Origin of the sequence: Plebeiibacterium sediminum, from assembly GCF_026013605.1 — a bacterium.
GTDB classification, from domain to species: Bacteria; Bacteroidota; Bacteroidia; order Bacteroidales; family Marinilabiliaceae; genus Saccharicrinis; species Saccharicrinis sediminus.
In genome coordinates this window covers 31134-48446 of the sequence record NZ_JAPDPJ010000019.1, presented here as the reverse complement: position 1 = coordinate 48446, position 17313 = coordinate 31134, and the positions used below count along the sequence as shown (strand labels likewise).

The window sequence follows — 17313 nt, the reverse complement described above, 5'->3', positions numbered from 1 at the left end:
TATTTATTAATCAAAAAGGGATATCAAATATGTCAATACTGACAATCTTAATCCATTTAAACTAAGAATTTGACTTTATAATCTTCTTACCCCAGAATCCATGTCCGTTAGGTAAAATACCTGAAAATAGAATTGTTTTATTTTCATTTTCCCAATCCCATCCTGAAAATATCTTACACTCAACTTCTGTTCCATCTTCATCGGTAAACACCATGGTATCGCCATTTACCTTAACACCGGTAATTTTATAATTATCGTTTTCAAGTGTTACGCTACCAGAAGAAACAACCATTTCATTGGATGTGTTAAAAGCTTTTGGTGTATACTTCCACTCTCCTACAGGTATTTTTAATTGTCCTTTATCCGAAAGTTCTAACAAATCTTTTAATTCGATCACTTCCCAGCTACCCTGAATATCAGATTCTGTAAAACCTGATTTTTCATCAACAACATTATATCGCTCAGGAGAAAACACAGGCCATCCATCACTTAACCACTTCACCTCGCGGCATTGAAGCTGAAGCATCAGATTAATTGGAGCCAATCGCCCCTGATGAAAAGCAAAGTACTTACCCTCATCTTCAATAACGGCACAATGTGCATTACCTGCCCAACCAGGTTGGTTATCGAACATGTAGGTATAGGTAAGAATTGGATAGTTATTGGTAGTATCGCTTAAATCATTTCCAAAATAATCAAGGAATGGTCCTGTTGGTGACTTTGACCGACCAACTCTAACATTGTAATAAGTAAATAATGAATCATAAGAAACAAACAAGTAGTACATATCCTGTTCTTCATTATATACAATTTCCGGAGCTTCAATAACACGAGACTTTCCATCTGCTCTTCGTGCCACAACAACACCCTGATCACCTTTTGTTTTGGCCAAACCAGTTTCAGGATCTAACTCCATACAAAACAACCCACCAAAAAAAGAACCATATATCATCCATTCTTTTCCTGTTTTATGATCAGACAGAACTGTTGGATCAATGGCATTCATTTCACTATCCCGAAATGTTTTAACAACTTCCCCCTTATCTTCCCATGGACCTGATGGCGATTTTGATGTTGCCATACCGATAAAAGATGCATTGGATCCGAAATAAGAAAGCGAGTAATATAATCTGAACTCATCGCCTTTTTGATGAATATATGGAGCCCATATTCCATCTGGAGATTTACCCTGATTATTTTCTTTTACATGAGCTAAAGCTTCAGCAGGAAAATCATCAAAAACCCATCCTTCAAATTTCCAATGAACTAAATCTTTAGAACTACGAATAGGCGTATGACCAATTTCAACAGTAGGATCATCTTTAAAATTGATATTAGGAGGAATGTAATAGGCATCTGTGGAATACAAATAATAAGTATCTCCAACTTTTATACATGTTGGATCATGAACATTTGCCCCATTCCATTTATCCCTGTTTTTTAAAGATGCTATTTTGGTATAGTCATCCTGATAAGGATTTCCCTTATCTTTATCATTGGAGGTAGTCGTACACATCTGCATAAGAATACCAACAGCAATAAGTAGAATAATTTTCATTCGATTATATAACATCATCAATAATTACTTTTGCTTTAAACCATTTTAACACAAACTGACACAAACAAAAGTAACCTGTGTTAGGCATTTATATGAGGACAAAAGTTTTTATTAAGAGGATAGATCGATATTATACTTGAGCAATTTTCGCGCTATCCCTGCATTATAGTACATTTTTATACAGATGTGTAATCATTTGTACTCCAAAACCAATAAGCTTATTCTACATAGGCTGAAGGGGAACAATCATAGTATTTTTTAAAGACACGACTAAAGTATTTTGGATCATTAAATCCTACCATAAAAGCCACTTCGGAAACCTGATGTTTTTTACTTTTTAGTAATGCAATTGATTTCTTTAACCGATAAATGGTGATATACTCATTAGGAGAAACATCGGTTAGTGCTTTTAACTTTTTATATAACAAGCTACGACTAACATATAATTTGGATGAAAAGGTATCTATATCAAACGTTGAATCAGTATAAGATTCTTCGATAACCTGATTTACTTTTCCCATAAACTCTTCATCCAGAAGAGACATGGAAACAGCTTCGGGTTCAGACTCAACTTCTTCTGGTTTTTGGAATCTTTCCAATAACTTTTTCCTGTTGGCAATTATACTATCAATCTTAGCCTGAAGTACCGTTAAATTAAATGGCTTTGATACATAATCGTCTGCCCCGTACTTAAAACCCTCCACAAAGTCTTCTTCCTGATTTTTGGCTGTCAGTAAAACTATTGGCACATGACTGGTTTGCAAGTTATTCTTAAGCATTTTACACAATTCCAGGCCATCAACTTTAGGCATCATAATATCACTTACTATCAAATCAAAATCATTTTCACAAGCAACCTGATATCCTACCTCTCCATTTTCTGCTGTTGAAACATTATAATTTACAGCCAAAGCTTCTGCCAAAAATTCTCTCAAATCACTGTTATCTTCAACTATAAGTATATTCGTTTTACCCTTTTCTGCATTCTGTTTCGAAGACTCCTGACTGACTGCATCCAAATGTATATCAGTCATTAACATCACACGTTTTTGCAAAGGAATTTGTTCTTCCACCTCAGTTGCAAGAATATCATGTACCGGAAAATCCTCTTTCTCCAAAGGCAACATCACTTTAAATGACGATCCTTTATTTATTTCACTTTCCAAAGATATTTTACCATTCTGAATTTCAACCATTTGCTTAGTTAAAGACAAACCTATACCTGTACCATAGGAACTATTCTGTTGATCGGAATCATCCCTAAAAAAACGGTCGAATACTTTAGCTTGTGCATTTTCACTAATTCCAATACCATTATCCTGTATATTAATGAGCACATAAGGCTTTTTAGCAGAGTCATACATTCTGGTGGCAGCTAAAGAAACCTTGCCCTTTTCCGGCGTATATTTGATCGCATTGGATAAAAGATTTGATAAAATATTTTCAAGTTTTTCCTTATCAAACCAAACATTTTCGAGGTTAAAATCTATTGCAATATTGAAAACAATACTTTTTTGCTCTGTAAGAATCTTAAATGCATCGGCAATATTCTGAATCAGTTCAGATAAATTACCTTGCGACAAAGAAATCTTTATTTTACCCGCTTCAAACTTCCTGAAGGTCAATATCTCATTGGTTAACATCAACAAGCGCTCCGCATTTCGTTTTACATAACTAATGGTATGCTTCACGTTTTCTTTTGAAAAGGAAAAGCTATCATTAAGCATCTTTTCAATTGGAGAGATGATCAATGTTAAAGGAGTTCGAAATTCATGCGAAATATTGGTAAAAAATTGCATCCTGCTTTGATGGATGGACTCTACTTCTTCATTAAGCTCAATTAACTGATCACGTTGTGATATAATCTCTTTATTCTGCTTCTCCAGCAGGTTCTTTTGTTTTTCAATTTCTTCCTGACGCTGCGCCAACTGCTCATTACGAGCTATCAACATTTCAGAATTATGCTCAAGTTGTTCATTCTTCACTTTTATTTCATCAGTTCGCTCCTCCACAATCCTTTCCAACCTTCGTTTTTGAACTGTTATCCTGATGGAACGATATCGCACATAAACTACAGCTAACAGAACCAATGCCAGCAATAGCACAATTTTAAACCAGGAAGTTCGCCAATATGGAGGATCAATAATGAGTAAAACAGAAGAGTAATTTTTATTCCAGACGCCATCAATATTTGTTGATCTGACTTTAAACAAGTATTCACCTCCATTTAAGTTGGTATAAGAGGCAATGCGTCTGTCACTTCCTACTTCCACCCAATTTTGATCTACCCCTTCCAATTGATATTCATATTTGATTTTACTCGATAAGAAGTAAGGCAAAGCCGAAAATTCGAAACTAAAAACATTGTCTTTATAAGAAAGATGAATGGTATCAGCACTAAATACAGATTTTGTAAGAGGAATTATCCCTTGTCTTTTTTCACCTGCTCTAACTACATCATTTACAACATTCAACTTTGTAATAAAAGTCTTGGAACCCGACGGATAATCGATAATACTATCCGGATTAAAAAAGTTTAATCCACTTAAACCTCCAAAATATAGATTACCAGAGTCATCTTTACAACCTGCCGACCAATAGTACTGATCATTTCTTAAGCCATCTTTTTTATAATAATTTACAAATAAAGAGTCCTTAACTTTATAATGCGACAGCCCATTTTCTGTACTAATCCAAAGATCATCATTTGCATCTACCAAAACCTTATATACCACATTATTGGTTAGTCCATCTTCTTCCGTATAATTTTCAAAAACTATAGATCCATCCTCATTTGCAACACACTTCGCAATACCATTTCCATAAGTTCCAACCCACACATTACCATTACTATCTTCGTCAATACAAGTAATATAATCATTGGGCAAACTTCCCTTCTGAGCTGTCTTTTTAAAAGTAACAACATCGTATTTACTGAGCTCTTCTGATCTGTCCGGACTAATTAAATCAGCCTTAAAGCGATACAATCCATCAGTAGTTCCAACCCACAAAAAACCTTTATTATCTTCATGAATGCATCCTACTTTCCAGGCATTATACTCATTGGTAATTCCCACTGGTACAAATAAGTTGTTCTTTTCATCATAAACAGCGAGTCCACTATTTGTTCCAACAATCAATTCTCCTCTGGAACCTATATAAAAGCAAGAAATAAAAGTTGATGGCAATCCCTGGGCGTGTAGATAAGATCGGAATATATTCTTGCCATCTTCAATATTCAATTTTTGTATTCCTGTACCCCATGCACCTATCCACTTATTTCCTTTCTGATCTTCAATAAAAGCTGAAATAAAATCACTTGTTAAACCACCGGAACTACCCGGGCCAAATTTTAAATGCTTAACAGACTGGTCAATTCTATTATACCAATACAATCCATCTCCCGCTGTACCAACCCATATCTCTATATCTGATACGTGAATAGAATTAATGATATTATAATTAAATGGTTTGTATTGATCATCTTCTTTAAACGAATAGAACTTTTTACTAAAAACATTAGAGTGTACTACTCCTGTTTTTTCTGTACCTATCCATACATTACCTTCTTTATCGGCAAACAACTCACTAACAAACACATAATTAGGCCCACCATTAACAGATGAGAACAGTCGTATTTGCGAAAAGTCATTGGTTTCTGAGTTATAAACACAAAGTCCTCCCAGAGTACCTACCAATAATTTACCTGTAGCATCTTTTATTAACGACGTAACATTAGAGTGAGCTATAGTGTTTTTATCGGAACTGTTGTGGGCATACCAATCCAATTGTTTTGTTTTAGGATAATACCTGAATAAGCCATTAGTTGTTCCAATCCATAAACAATCATCGTCCTGATAAAGAACGTAAACATCAAATGAAATTCGGATATCTAATTGTATTTTTTCAAATCCTCCAATCTCATGATTAAACATATATACATCTTTATTGGTACCTACATAAATATGATCATCTTCACCATACGTAATACAAGAAACGGCACCTTCATTTGTTCCTAATCCATAATGTGAGTGAACTATAATTTCAGCACTTCCTTTCTTTACTTCTAAATCATAAATCCCTTCATTTAAAGTTGCAATCCAAATATGAGAATTGGCTTCTACTACCTGAACGATATCTTTACTAAGAATTTCACGCACATCGCTATTGGAAACGTCAATAAATTTATCCGTGGTTGAATTTAATATCTGTACTCCACTTTGAGTTACAATCCATATCAGTCCTCTTGAATCGGCAAGAATATCAACAATTCTATTGTCATTTAATGATAAAGAATTATTAGATGCATTATAATACTCAAAGTCATAACCATCATATCTACATAAACCGTAATCTGTTCCGATCCAGATAAAACCAAAATTATCTTTTTCAAAACATCGAACTGTATTCTGAGGAAGTCCATTGGATATATCAATATACTCATACATTCTGGAAACATCGTAAGGATTCCCTTTTAAGTAAGAAAACCCAGACAACAGGCCAAACAATAAAATACTCCTTAAAAAAACAATCCTATTCATTAACAAATACATTAAATCCCTCCTTCTCCAATTATTAAATACAGCTTTCTTAATTATTATTATTCACAAAACCTACTAATTAACTCAAATATGGTAATGGAAATTATACCATTAAAAATGGCTTAGAATTATAATTAGACCTATCACAGATATTAAATTTTAACCTTTTATTATATTCCTTAATATTTTGCAATCTGAATACCTATAGGTCACAAGCCTGAAAAAACAAAAATAATACTCTTAGGTGGTTTTCTACCCTTATCAAGATGTTAAATTTAACTTCTTTTAGCATGTAAATCTTTAAATTACGATGTCAAATGTTAAAATATAAGACCCCTGAAGTGGATTATTAGTTCTTTATGGTGGATAATTAATTCACCCCTTAATTATAGCTCACGCCTCTTATTTCACCCTCACAAGCCCTCCCACCAGTGTTTTAGCACCTCTTAAGTCCTCCTTATCCTCTGAATACAGCGCATTTTACAATTCTGACCTATGGGTAAATTTGTGTAAACAAATATCCACTTCAAAAAAATAATTATGAACCTTTAAGTTATAAAGCCAGAGTACATTTGATTAACATTTTAAAACATTTTTATCGCAGAACTGAAAAAATTCTTAAAAACCACACCGCACCCCTTTTAATGGGTCAATTGTTTAGTAATTATTAAATTTTTTAAATATGAGTTAGTGAAAATTACAGTCCTCAACCAAAAAAAATGATAATTGAGGCTGTTTGATGTGATTATTGGTCATAAAGAAACATCACTAAAAAAAATTCTTTATGCAAAAAGCAACATAAATATTAATGTTAACAAAGACTATGAAAATGAAACTAACAAACAAGTTTTTGCTAGTATTAGCAATCTTCGGTTTGCTGGGGACCTGGTCCTGTTCTGAATGGGGAAAAATGGACCCGGAAGCAGGAAATCAAGTATACCCAAAACTGGTTTTGAGGGGGGAATTGAAGTTTGGTTCAGAATTTCCCGAGGAAGTTACATTAGGTGCATATGAAGGAGGTACAAATCCTTCAATTATTGTGGATGATGTTATTGGTTATGTTCCTGAATTAAATACAGGATACATTAAAACAAACAGTTCTCTTTATGAGGCATCTTTACAAAAAGGTATTTCTATTACAATGTGGGTGAAAGTTTCGGATACTAATCCGGACAATGCTGCAGTTTTCTCATTTTCTAACGATGAAGGAACAACATTGTATATGACAGAGAATGGCTCATTAACTTTTGAAACACCAGAAGGAACAACATCTAATAGTGTTTCTGAAGATTTATTTTCAGCTAACGAATGGCACTACTTAGCTATCGTAATTAACACTGAGGGTTACTTAGTAAATGTAGATGGAGCAGAAACTCTTAATGTTTCTACTTCAGAAATTGATTTCCAAAAAGTTATTGATGTAATTCCTTCTCTACAATATTTTTATTTGGGATATGGTTCAGGAACGGCTCCTGGTTCAATTTGGGTAGACAACATCAGTACGTTTAGAAACATTATTACAGCCAATTATATTGAAGTTCCCACAATTGAAAAAGATGCAGGAGTTGAACTTCCTACACCAATTTATTATCAGAACTTTGAGTTTGGTTTATCTACAGAACAAATCGTGGGATCCGGTTCAGTTGTTACTGACGACTCAGAAGAAAATCAATACTTTGGTAAAGTATTCTATAATGTAGGTGCAGATGGAACAGAAGCACAAAGAACTAATTACCTATTATTACCAGGTAACATTTTCTCTAACATTACCAATGCTCAAACTAATGAAATGACTATTTCATTCTGGGCTAATCAAGGTACTGCTGATGTTGGTTTTAACTGGTATCCTTTATTTTCTGCATATGGTGCAGCTCCAAACAATAATTCCAACACTACTCCAATGATGATTTTACAATCGAGACTTGTAGCTCAAGTAAATTGTCCTGGTGGTGAATGGTGTGATTTTACCAATGCGCAAAATGACAATGGCGAAAATTACGCTGTTAATGATTGGTTACATGATGGTGCTTGGCACTTCTACTCTGCAGTATGGACTTCAACAACATTAACTGTTTACGTTGATGGTGTGGTTAGAAATAGTTGGACTGTTGATGGTGTTACAAAAGAAGGCCAATACATTTCTGGTCCTTTAACTCAAGGTAATCTACTTAATTATATTTGTTTAGGTGGTAACCAGGCTTGGAATTGGGGAGATAATGACCCTTCATATAAATTTGATGATGTAGCTATTTATTCTGAAGCTTTATCGGTAACTCAAATTGAAGAAATCATTAATCAAAAATACACGAATCCAGACGTGATTCCAACTCCTGTTTATGCTCAGGATTTTGAAAATGGTTTAACTACAGAGCAAATTATTGGTTCAGGTGAAATTGTTGCTGATAATTCTGACGACAGCCAATACTTTGGACAAGTATTTTACAATGTAGGAGAAGGTGGTACTGAAGCTCAAAGAACAAACTACTTATTATTACCAAGCAATATCTTTTCTAACATTTCAAATGCTCAAACTAATGAAATGACTATTTCATTCTGGGCAAATCAAGGTACTGCTGATACTGGTTTTAATTGGTATCCTTTATTTTCTGCTTATGGTGCAGCTCCTGTTGACAACTCAAACACTACACCAATGATGATTTTACAATCAAGACTTGTTGCTCAAGTGAATTGTCCTAGTGGTGAATGGTGTGATTTTACAAACGAACAAAATGACGAAGGAGCAAATTACGCTGTTAATGATTGGTTACATGATGGTGCTTGGCATTTCTACACTGCAGTTTGGACTGAAACAACTTTAACTATTTACGTAGATGGTGTTGTTAGAAACAGTTGGACTGTAGATGGAGTAACAAAAGGCGGTCAATATATTTCAGGTCCTTTAACTCAAGGTAACTTACTTCCTTATGTTTGTCTGGGGGGTAATCAGGCATGGAACTGGGGTGACAATGACCCATCATATAAATTTGATGATGTAGCTATTTATTCTGTAGCACTTTCTGAAAGTCAAATAGCAAATATAATGACTGCAAAATATGCAGGCAATTAATCTTAAGTCAAGATATTAATTATGAAAAAAATAACAAGTAATATAGCATCATCTTATCGATTGGTAGGTATGATGATAATACTGATGTTTTTTCTGGCCGGGCAAAATATTTTTGCACAGTCGGTGAATATTAGTGGTACAATAAAAGACGATACAGGAGAAACAATTATTGGTGCTACTATTGTTGAAAAAGGCACTACTAATGGTACCGTTACTGATTTTAACGGAGAATTTAATCTTACTGTAAGTGGTAGTCAATCAGTAATCGTTGTAAGTTTTATTGGTTTTGCAAGCCAGGAAATCGCTTTAAACGGTCAAACATCTTTCAACGTAACATTACGTAAAGATGATCAGGAATTAGAAGAAGTTGTTGTTGTTGGTTATGGTGCACAGAAAAAGGAAAGTGTAGTTGGAGCCATCTCTCAATTGTCTTCAAAGGAAATTTTGAAATCACCTGCAGCCAACATTACTCAGGCTATTTCTGGTAAAATTCCTGGTGTGGTAACATCTCAGTCATCTGGTGCTCCGGGTGCTGATGACTCACAAATCTTTATTCGTGGACGTGCAACATTTGCCGGTGACGGACAACCTCTTATCTTAGTAGATGGTGTTGAACGTTCTTTTTCGCAGATTGCTCCTGATGATATTGAAGCTATTTCTGTATTAAAAGATGCATCTGCAACTGCAGTATATGGTGTACGTGGTGCAAACGGTGTAATCCTTGTTACAACTAAAAGAGGTCGTGATCAAAAACCAGTTGTAAGTTTAACTGCAAACTGGCAATCACAAAGCCCTACAAGAGAAAACACTTATTTGGATTCTTACAACTCAGTTATGTTGTTAGAAGAAGCATTATCAAATGATGGTTTACCATCTCAATTCTCTGCTTCTGATATAGATATGTATCGTCAGTCTTCAGCTGGTCAATTAGACGGATTAAACGCTATGTTATATCCTAATGTAGACTGGTATGACGAAATTTTACGTTCTTCAGCTCCTGCACAACGTTATAATGTAAACGTACAGGGTGGTACAAAAAGAATGAGATATTTTGCTTCTGGTGAGTATTACGACCAACAAGGTTTATATAAAGACTTAAGTTTAGATAAATATGGAAACAAATCAAATACAAGTTTCCGCAGATACGCATTCCGTGCTAACCTTGACTTTTTATTATCACAAGATCTTACTGCTTCTATTAACTTCGGAACTCGTTTCGAGGAGCGTAACGGACCAAACACTTCTGAAAGTTCGTCTTTTAGCGAAGTATTTTATGAAATAAACCACACTCCGGGTTGGTTATTTCCTGTTAGCTATACTATTCCAGAAGGAGACTCTGAAAGAACATTATATGGAGGTAGTTCGCAATACCAAAACAACATTGCTGCTCGTTTAGCTAAGGCAGGTTTTTACAGAGCAACCAATACCATTAGTGAAACAAACTTTATTGTTGATTACAAAATGGACTGGCTTACTGAAGGTTTAAAAGCTAAAGCCATGATGTCGTTTGACTACGATGCATACTATAACAGAAGATTTACTGCGAATTTTGCTACTTATGAGCTTAATGACAGAAGCAACTATGAGTCAATTGATGCCTACAACCAATTCAATAGTGATACTGAATTAGGTTATGCTGGTAACAATCAAACAACAACTTTAAAGTTATATTTTGAATATCAATTAAACTATGCACGTAAATTCGGTAAAAACGATGTTACTGCAATGATCCTTTACAACCAAAATGACTACCGTCATCAGGCTGATTTAGCACAAAGATATCAAGGTTTAGTTGGTCGTGTAACTTATGGATACGATGATCGCTATTTATTAGAGATAAATGCTGGATATAACGGTTCTGAGAACTTTATGGAAGGAAAAAGATTCGGATTTTTCCCTTCATTCTCTCTTGGATGGAGATTAAACAACGAGGCATTTATGAGCAATACTAAAGACTGGCTTAATAACTTAAAAATTAGAGCATCTTACGGACAGGTGGGTAACGATATCTATAAAGTTAATGGCGTACGTCAACGTTTCTTATATGAGCAAAAATGGACTCAGTTAGGTGGTGCTTACCGTTTCGGTACATCTGGATACACCGGTATTTACGAAGGACAATATCCTAACTACGGTGTAACATGGGAACGCGCTAACAAATACAATGCAGGTATTGAATTTGGATTATGGAATGGTTTATTAAGCGGTAATATTGACGTATTTAACGAAGAACGTAATAATATTCTTACTGAATTCCTTACTCGTCCTGAATGGGTTGGTGTAACAATGGCTGCTGGTAACTTAGGTAAAACTAAAAACAGCGGTTTCGAAATTGAATTAAAACATGCCAGCAGTATTGGTGAGAACTTTACATACAATGTAGGCGTAACTTTTGCTCATGCTAAGAATGAGATTAAAGATATGGATGAGCCAGATTTAAAAACCGAGTACAGAAAACGTGAAGGTAATCCTATCGGACAGTACTTTGGTTTAATTAGTGATGGTTTTGTTACTGCTGCTGATTTAGCAAATCCTGATATGCCAGTTTCTACTTTTGGAGATGTAAAGGTTGGTGACTTGAAATATCGTGATATTAACAATGATGGATTTATTGACGAACGCGATGAAACTGTTATTGGTTTTAGTAATGTTCCAGAAAACACTTATGCTTTATCATTAGGATGTAATTACAAAGGATGGGGTTTTAGTGTAATGTTCCAGGGAGTTGATCACGTAAGTAGATATTACGATGCTGAAGCAATGTATTCTTTTGTTGGTGGTGGTAAAGTAAAAGAACATCACCTTGACAGATGGGATCCTTCTCAAAGCGAAGAATACAACTTAGCTAACGCTAAATATCCTTTATTACACTATGATAATAACGGAGACCACAATCAGCGTTTAAACTCTTATTTCTTAAAGAATGGTGCTTTTGTTAGATTGAAAAACATTGAGTTAAGTTATACGCTTCCTACCAGATGGATTAAAACAGTTGGTATCAGCGATTGCAGACTTTATGTAAATGCTAACAACTTAGTTACATGGGATCATATTGATGGTATTGCAGACCCTGAAAGTAATGGCTCAAACCGCTATCCTATTATGAAAACAATTAATTGTGGAGTTAATTTAAAATTCTAACAAGTCATGAATAAAGTTTTATTATATATAATTGGCGTATTAGGAATGTCAGCCCTTACATTAACTTCATGTGAAGATATGTTTGGAGACTTTCTTGATAAACAGCCGAGTAATGAGTTAACAGAAGAGCAGGTTTTTAGTGACTGGGAAACTACAAGACAGTTTCATTTTGACACTTACAATTTCCTACGTCACGGAGCCAGAAGAATTAATCGTTCCTGGTTAGATGCAGCTACTGATTTAGCTGAAACCAGTTATGCTAGCGCAGGTGTGCGTACATCTTTTAATATTGGTAACTACTACGGTGGTGGTGGATACAATGAGTTAGTTGCTACCTGGGAGCATTATTACAGAGGTATTCGTAAATGTAACATGTTACTTAACCGCATCGAAAATGTTCCTCAACCTGTTGATTTAAGTGACGAGAAATATGCTATCGATAAACTTAACTATAGTTCTGAAGCAAGATTTTTACGTGCTTATTTCTATTGGGAAATGTTTTTACGCTACGGACCTATTCCTATTGTTACTGATGTTCTTGATCCGGAAGGTGATCTTTTAACTGGTTACACTACCCGTCCAACAACTAAAGAATATGTAGTTGATTTTGTTTTAACAGAGCTTAGTGAGTGTGAAGCAGGACTATTATCATATGATGATGGTTTCAAATCAGCCAATGCTGGTCGTATCAGTATGCCAATGGCAAGAGCTTTATATTCAAGAATCATGTTATATATGGCTAGTGACCGTTATAGCAGTGAATCAGGTATTACCTGGGATGAAGCTGCTTATGCTGCCAAAAGTTTTATGGATGATTACGGTACTAACTATGGTCTTTTCCAGGATGCTGATGGTAAAACAGCCTATACTAACAGTATATTAAGAACTCCATACAGTGGACAAAATAACGAAGTTATTTTCTACAGAAACGATGGAACTATTGGTTGGGGATCTATTTCTGATGATACTCCTGTTGGAGAAGGTGGTAACGGAGGATTATGTCCTTCTCAAAACCTTATCGACATGTACGACATGGTAGATGGTTCATCACCTTTTACTACTTATGACGAAACCGGAGCTCCTGTTTACAACGGAACATCAACTCCAGCAGTAAATGCAGCTAGTGGATACGATGAAGCAACTCTTTGGACAAACAGAGACCCTCGTCTTGCTGCTAGTGTATTGTATCAAGGTGTAGAATGGGGTGATGACGGAATTATTAATGTAATTTTAGGTCAACGTGATAATCCAATTGGAAACGCCAATGCAACTCCAACCGGATACTATGTGCGTAAATATATTCCTGAAACCATATTAGGTGATAATCATTCAGGATCAAGCTACCGCAACTGGATTTTTATTCGTTATGCTGAGATTCTTTTAAACTACGCAGAAGCAATGAATGAAATCAACGGTCCTTCAACTGAAGTTTACGATGCTTTAAATGCCATTCGTCACCGTGCCGGCATTACAGGTAATGTTGAAGACAGAGCAGAATTAACTTCTTCTCAAACAAACATGAGAAATTTCATCAGAAAAGAAAGATCTGTGGAATTTGCTTTTGAAGAACACAGATTCTGGGATGTTCGTCGTTGGAATGTAGCAACTAAAGCTCTTTCGCGCGACATTTACGGCGTTAACATTGCCGCAGATGGTACTATTTCACGAAAAGTTGCACAAAAACGTGTGTTTGAAGATAAAATGTATCTATATCCTATTCCTGAAGCAGAAGTTTGGAAAACAGATATTGAAAACAATCCAGGATGGTAATCCTTTAATCGAGTTATACTATGTGGAATATAATGAAAAACATAAATAATTATTCGGCACGAGCTTTTAAGCTTTTGCTGATAGGCATATTTTTCCTGACTGCGATTACAACATTTGCGCAAGAGGAAAAAGTTTTAAATGGACGAATAGTTGATCCAGAAGGGAATCCTGTTTCGGGTGTTGTTGTTAATATCGCAGAATCCAGTAAAATCGTTTTGTCTGACAAAGACGGTAACTTTAGTTTGAAATCTGTAAAGCCAAGTGATGAAATCATTTTTACATTAATTGGTTATAAAAACGCATCTGCAAAGGCTGTATTTAACGACAAATTTGAAGTTGTATTAGAGCCTGATAGTGATGAATATGCACACACTACTCCTGTTGCTTTTGGTAGAAAACAAAAGAAATTTGTAACAGAAGCTACTTCGGTTGTAACTGGTGAGGAGTTAGAAAAATACCCTATTACAGTATTACAAAATGCTTTTACTTCTACTGTTAGTGGTGTAGCTACTTACGAATGGGCAAGTGAGCCAGGATGGTCAGAAACTGCTATTTATATTCGTGGTCTTAGAACGATGAACAGAAATGCACGTTCTCCACTTGTTATTGTTGATGACGTAGAAAGGGATTTATCATTCCTGGATGCATATCCTATTGAAAATATCACTATTTTAAAAGATGCTGCCGCTACTGCTATTTATGGTATGAGAGGTGCCAACGGTGCCATTGTGGTTAGCACTAAACGTGGAGAAGCTGGACGTACAAAAATTACATTGAACCAGGAAGTAGGTATTCAGACTCTTACTGGTAAAATGGAAACTCAGAACTCGTATAATATGGCTTTAACCCGTAACCAGGTTAGATATTTGGACGGAAAAGACCCTCTTTATACTGATGATCAAATTGAAATGTACCGTCGCGTAAGTAATGGCGAAAAACTTGAAGGTATGGATCAATATAAATATTTTAATACCAACTGGTATGACGAATTATATAGAGATGCAGCACCTCAAACTAAAACAAACTTAACGATTAGTGGTGGAAACAAAACGGCTCGTTATTTTGTATCTATGTCTCACATGTATCAATCTGGTATGTGGAACGACAAATGGACTGAATATAACAGCAACTTTAGTACTCAGCATAAATTAAATCGTTACAACTTAAGATCAAATATCGATATTGATGTAACAAAAAGATTGAATGTTTCTTTAGACTTAGGTGGTCGTATCGACAATATCTCACAGCCTTTAACAGGTGTATTTAGTATTGTAACCTTTGGTGCTGTTGAGGCAAACCCAATGGAACCTGTTTACAACCCTGATGGTAGTATTTATGCTTCAAGTACAGCTGCCAATGCAGGACGTTTATTAGCATCTTCTGGTATCAATAAAAACCGTCGTAGAAATGTTTACAGTACCGTAAATATTACTGGTGATTTAAGTGATGTTGTTGATGGATTAAAAGCGAACGCAATTGTAAGTTTTGACTCTTATGAGACTTTTAACTCAAGACAGTCGAACAACGTAAACTCTTTTAATTACGATTACAATGCTGACGTAACTGATGTATCGGAGTATGAATATACTCGTTTCTCAACTTATTCGGCATTATCAAACCCATCTACTTCTCCAAGAGATTATTACTATAACATCAACTTTAGAGCTGGTTTGGGTTATGATAAAACTTTTGGAAAACATGCTGTAAATGCACAAGCCTTCATTCGTACATATAAAAATGTATCGCATGGTTCTACATCTTCAAACCGTTACTTATCTTATAACGGTCAGGCTACTTATATCTACGATAACAGATATATTTTATCTGGTAATGTATCTTATATGGGTTGTGATAACTTTGCTGAAGGTGAGCGTTTTGATATTTTCCCTGGAGGTTCTGTAGGTTGGGTTCTTTCTGAAGAGTCTTTCTTACAAAACAAAAACATCGATTTATTAAAATTAAGAGCTTCTTTTGGTCGCTCAGGACAAGCTAATACCGGAGCTGGAAGATATCCTTTCCAAGGTACTTATGCTTCTGGTGGTGGATACACTTTTGGAAATGAAGGTGGAGCTAATGTTGGTGGATTTTACGAAAGTAAAGCTGGTAACTTAAATAGTAAGTGGGAATTATCTGACATGGTAAACTTAGGTTTAGACTTTGATGTTTACAAGAAGAAGCTTTTTGGTTCTATTGATGTATTTAAAGAATGGCGTTCCAATATTTTGGTAACTCGTTCTACTGTTCCTGCTTTATTAGGAGTTTCTGCTCCTGATGATTCATATGGTAAAGTTGAAAGTAGAGGTTTTGAAGTTTCTCTAGGACACCAAAACCACATTGGAGACTTTAAATACTATGTTCAAGGAATGGTGACATGGAATACCAACAAAATTACCGAAATGGATGAGTTGGAACCTAATGTTCCATGGCAGCGTAAAACTGGAAACAGAATTTATGATAATACTTCTGTTGCTGGCTTATATGAAAATGCATTTAACAACTCTATTGGTGGATGGAACATTTATAAGTTTGAAAAATGGGCTGATGATCCTTCAAAAGTAGCTACCAGTCATCAGGATGCTATTGACAATCCTGAAAAATATCCTTATCACACTGCATCAGGTACAGGTCAGGCTTTAGGTACAGCTGTATTTAAAGATTTAGATGGCGACCGTAAGATTGACTCTAACGATATGACTCCTGATACATATACTATCATTCCTGAATTAATTCCATCATTAAACATTGGTTTTGAGTGGAAAGGTTTTGATGCTCGTGTGTTAATGACAGCTTATTTGAATCGTTCTGTATTCTTATCTCCAGCAATCAGTTTCTCAGGATGGAGTAACATGGGTACTCATGAGGTAACAAAAGCCTGGGGATATTACAATGATGACCCAACTGATTCCCGAAATATTAATGCACTTTATCCTCGTCCTACTTATGGAGGTTATAACACTATTGATAGTGATAGAGGTTCTGGTACATACCAAAATGATATTTGGGTTAGAAACGGTAATTTCTTATCTCTTCGTAACGTTGAAATTGGATATTCTTTACCTAAGAACCTAATTTCAAAAGTAAATATGACTCAATGCAGAATTTACTTAAGTGGTTATAACTTACATACTTTTAGCGATTTACCTGATGATGTTGATCCTGAAAAACCAATGAGTTTTGTATGGTGGTATCCTAAAACTCGTTCTTTCTCAGTGGGTGTGAAAATAGGTTTCTAATTT

The 17313-nt window shown here is 35.2% G+C and carries 6 protein-coding genes; 4 read left to right on the top strand and 2 right to left on the bottom strand.

All coding sequences use genetic code 11. The annotated features are described in order from the left end of the window. Positions 1-61: 61 nt before the first annotated feature. Together OM075_RS10035 and OM075_RS10030 are read right to left on the bottom strand one after the other, a co-directional pair. Complete coding sequence (locus OM075_RS10035) at positions 62-1576, bottom strand: arabinan endo-1,5-alpha-L-arabinosidase (protein ID WP_301190373.1); 1515 nt, start codon at positions 1574-1576, stop codon at positions 62-64. Positions 1577-1776: 200 nt separating this feature from the next. Beyond that, complete coding sequence (locus OM075_RS10030) at positions 1777-6099, bottom strand: hybrid sensor histidine kinase/response regulator transcription factor (RefSeq protein WP_301190372.1); 4323 nt, start codon at positions 6097-6099, stop codon at positions 1777-1779. A gap of 829 nt (positions 6100-6928) precedes the next feature. Between OM075_RS10030 and OM075_RS10025 the strand changes: the two genes are divergently transcribed. The 4 genes from OM075_RS10025 to OM075_RS10010 are packed head-to-tail and all read left to right on the top strand — an operon-like array spanning position 6929 to position 17310. Next, positions 6929-9166 carry a LamG-like jellyroll fold domain-containing protein gene (locus tag OM075_RS10025; RefSeq protein WP_301190371.1) on the top strand — a complete coding sequence of 746 codons (2238 nt, stop codon included), beginning with the start codon at positions 6929-6931 and terminating at the stop codon, positions 9164-9166. 21 nt (positions 9167-9187) lie between these two features. After that, positions 9188-12307: a SusC/RagA family TonB-linked outer membrane protein gene (locus OM075_RS10020; RefSeq protein WP_301190370.1), complete on the top strand. Its 3120-nt coding sequence runs from the start codon at positions 9188-9190 to the stop codon at positions 12305-12307. Between the two features lie 6 nt (positions 12308-12313). Continuing rightward, a complete protein-coding gene (locus tag OM075_RS10015; RefSeq protein WP_301190369.1) occupies positions 12314-14077 on the top strand; it encodes a RagB/SusD family nutrient uptake outer membrane protein in 1764 nt (587 codons plus the stop codon). Positions 14078-14109: 32 nt separating this feature from the next. After that, complete coding sequence (locus OM075_RS10010) at positions 14110-17310, top strand: SusC/RagA family TonB-linked outer membrane protein (protein WP_301190368.1); 3201 nt, start codon at positions 14110-14112, stop codon at positions 17308-17310. The last annotated feature ends 3 nt before the right edge of the window (positions 17311-17313 follow it).

Coding starts and splice junctions, on each gene's coding strand:
- OM075_RS10030 (WP_301190372.1), bottom strand. CDS start 6,099: ATGAATAGGATTGTTTTTTTAAGGAGTATTTTATTGTTTGGCCTGTTG.
- OM075_RS10025 (WP_301190371.1), top strand. CDS start 6,929: ATGAAACTAACAAACAAGTTTTTGCTAGTATTAGCAATCTTCGGTTTG.
- OM075_RS10010 (WP_301190368.1), top strand. CDS start 14,110: ATGAAAAACATAAATAATTATTCGGCACGAGCTTTTAAGCTTTTGCTG.
- OM075_RS10015 (WP_301190369.1), top strand. CDS start 12,314: ATGAATAAAGTTTTATTATATATAATTGGCGTATTAGGAATGTCAGCC.
- OM075_RS10020 (WP_301190370.1), top strand. CDS start 9,188: ATGAAAAAAATAACAAGTAATATAGCATCATCTTATCGATTGGTAGGT.
- OM075_RS10035 (WP_301190373.1), bottom strand. CDS start 1,576: ATGATGTTATATAATCGAATGAAAATTATTCTACTTATTGCTGTTGGT.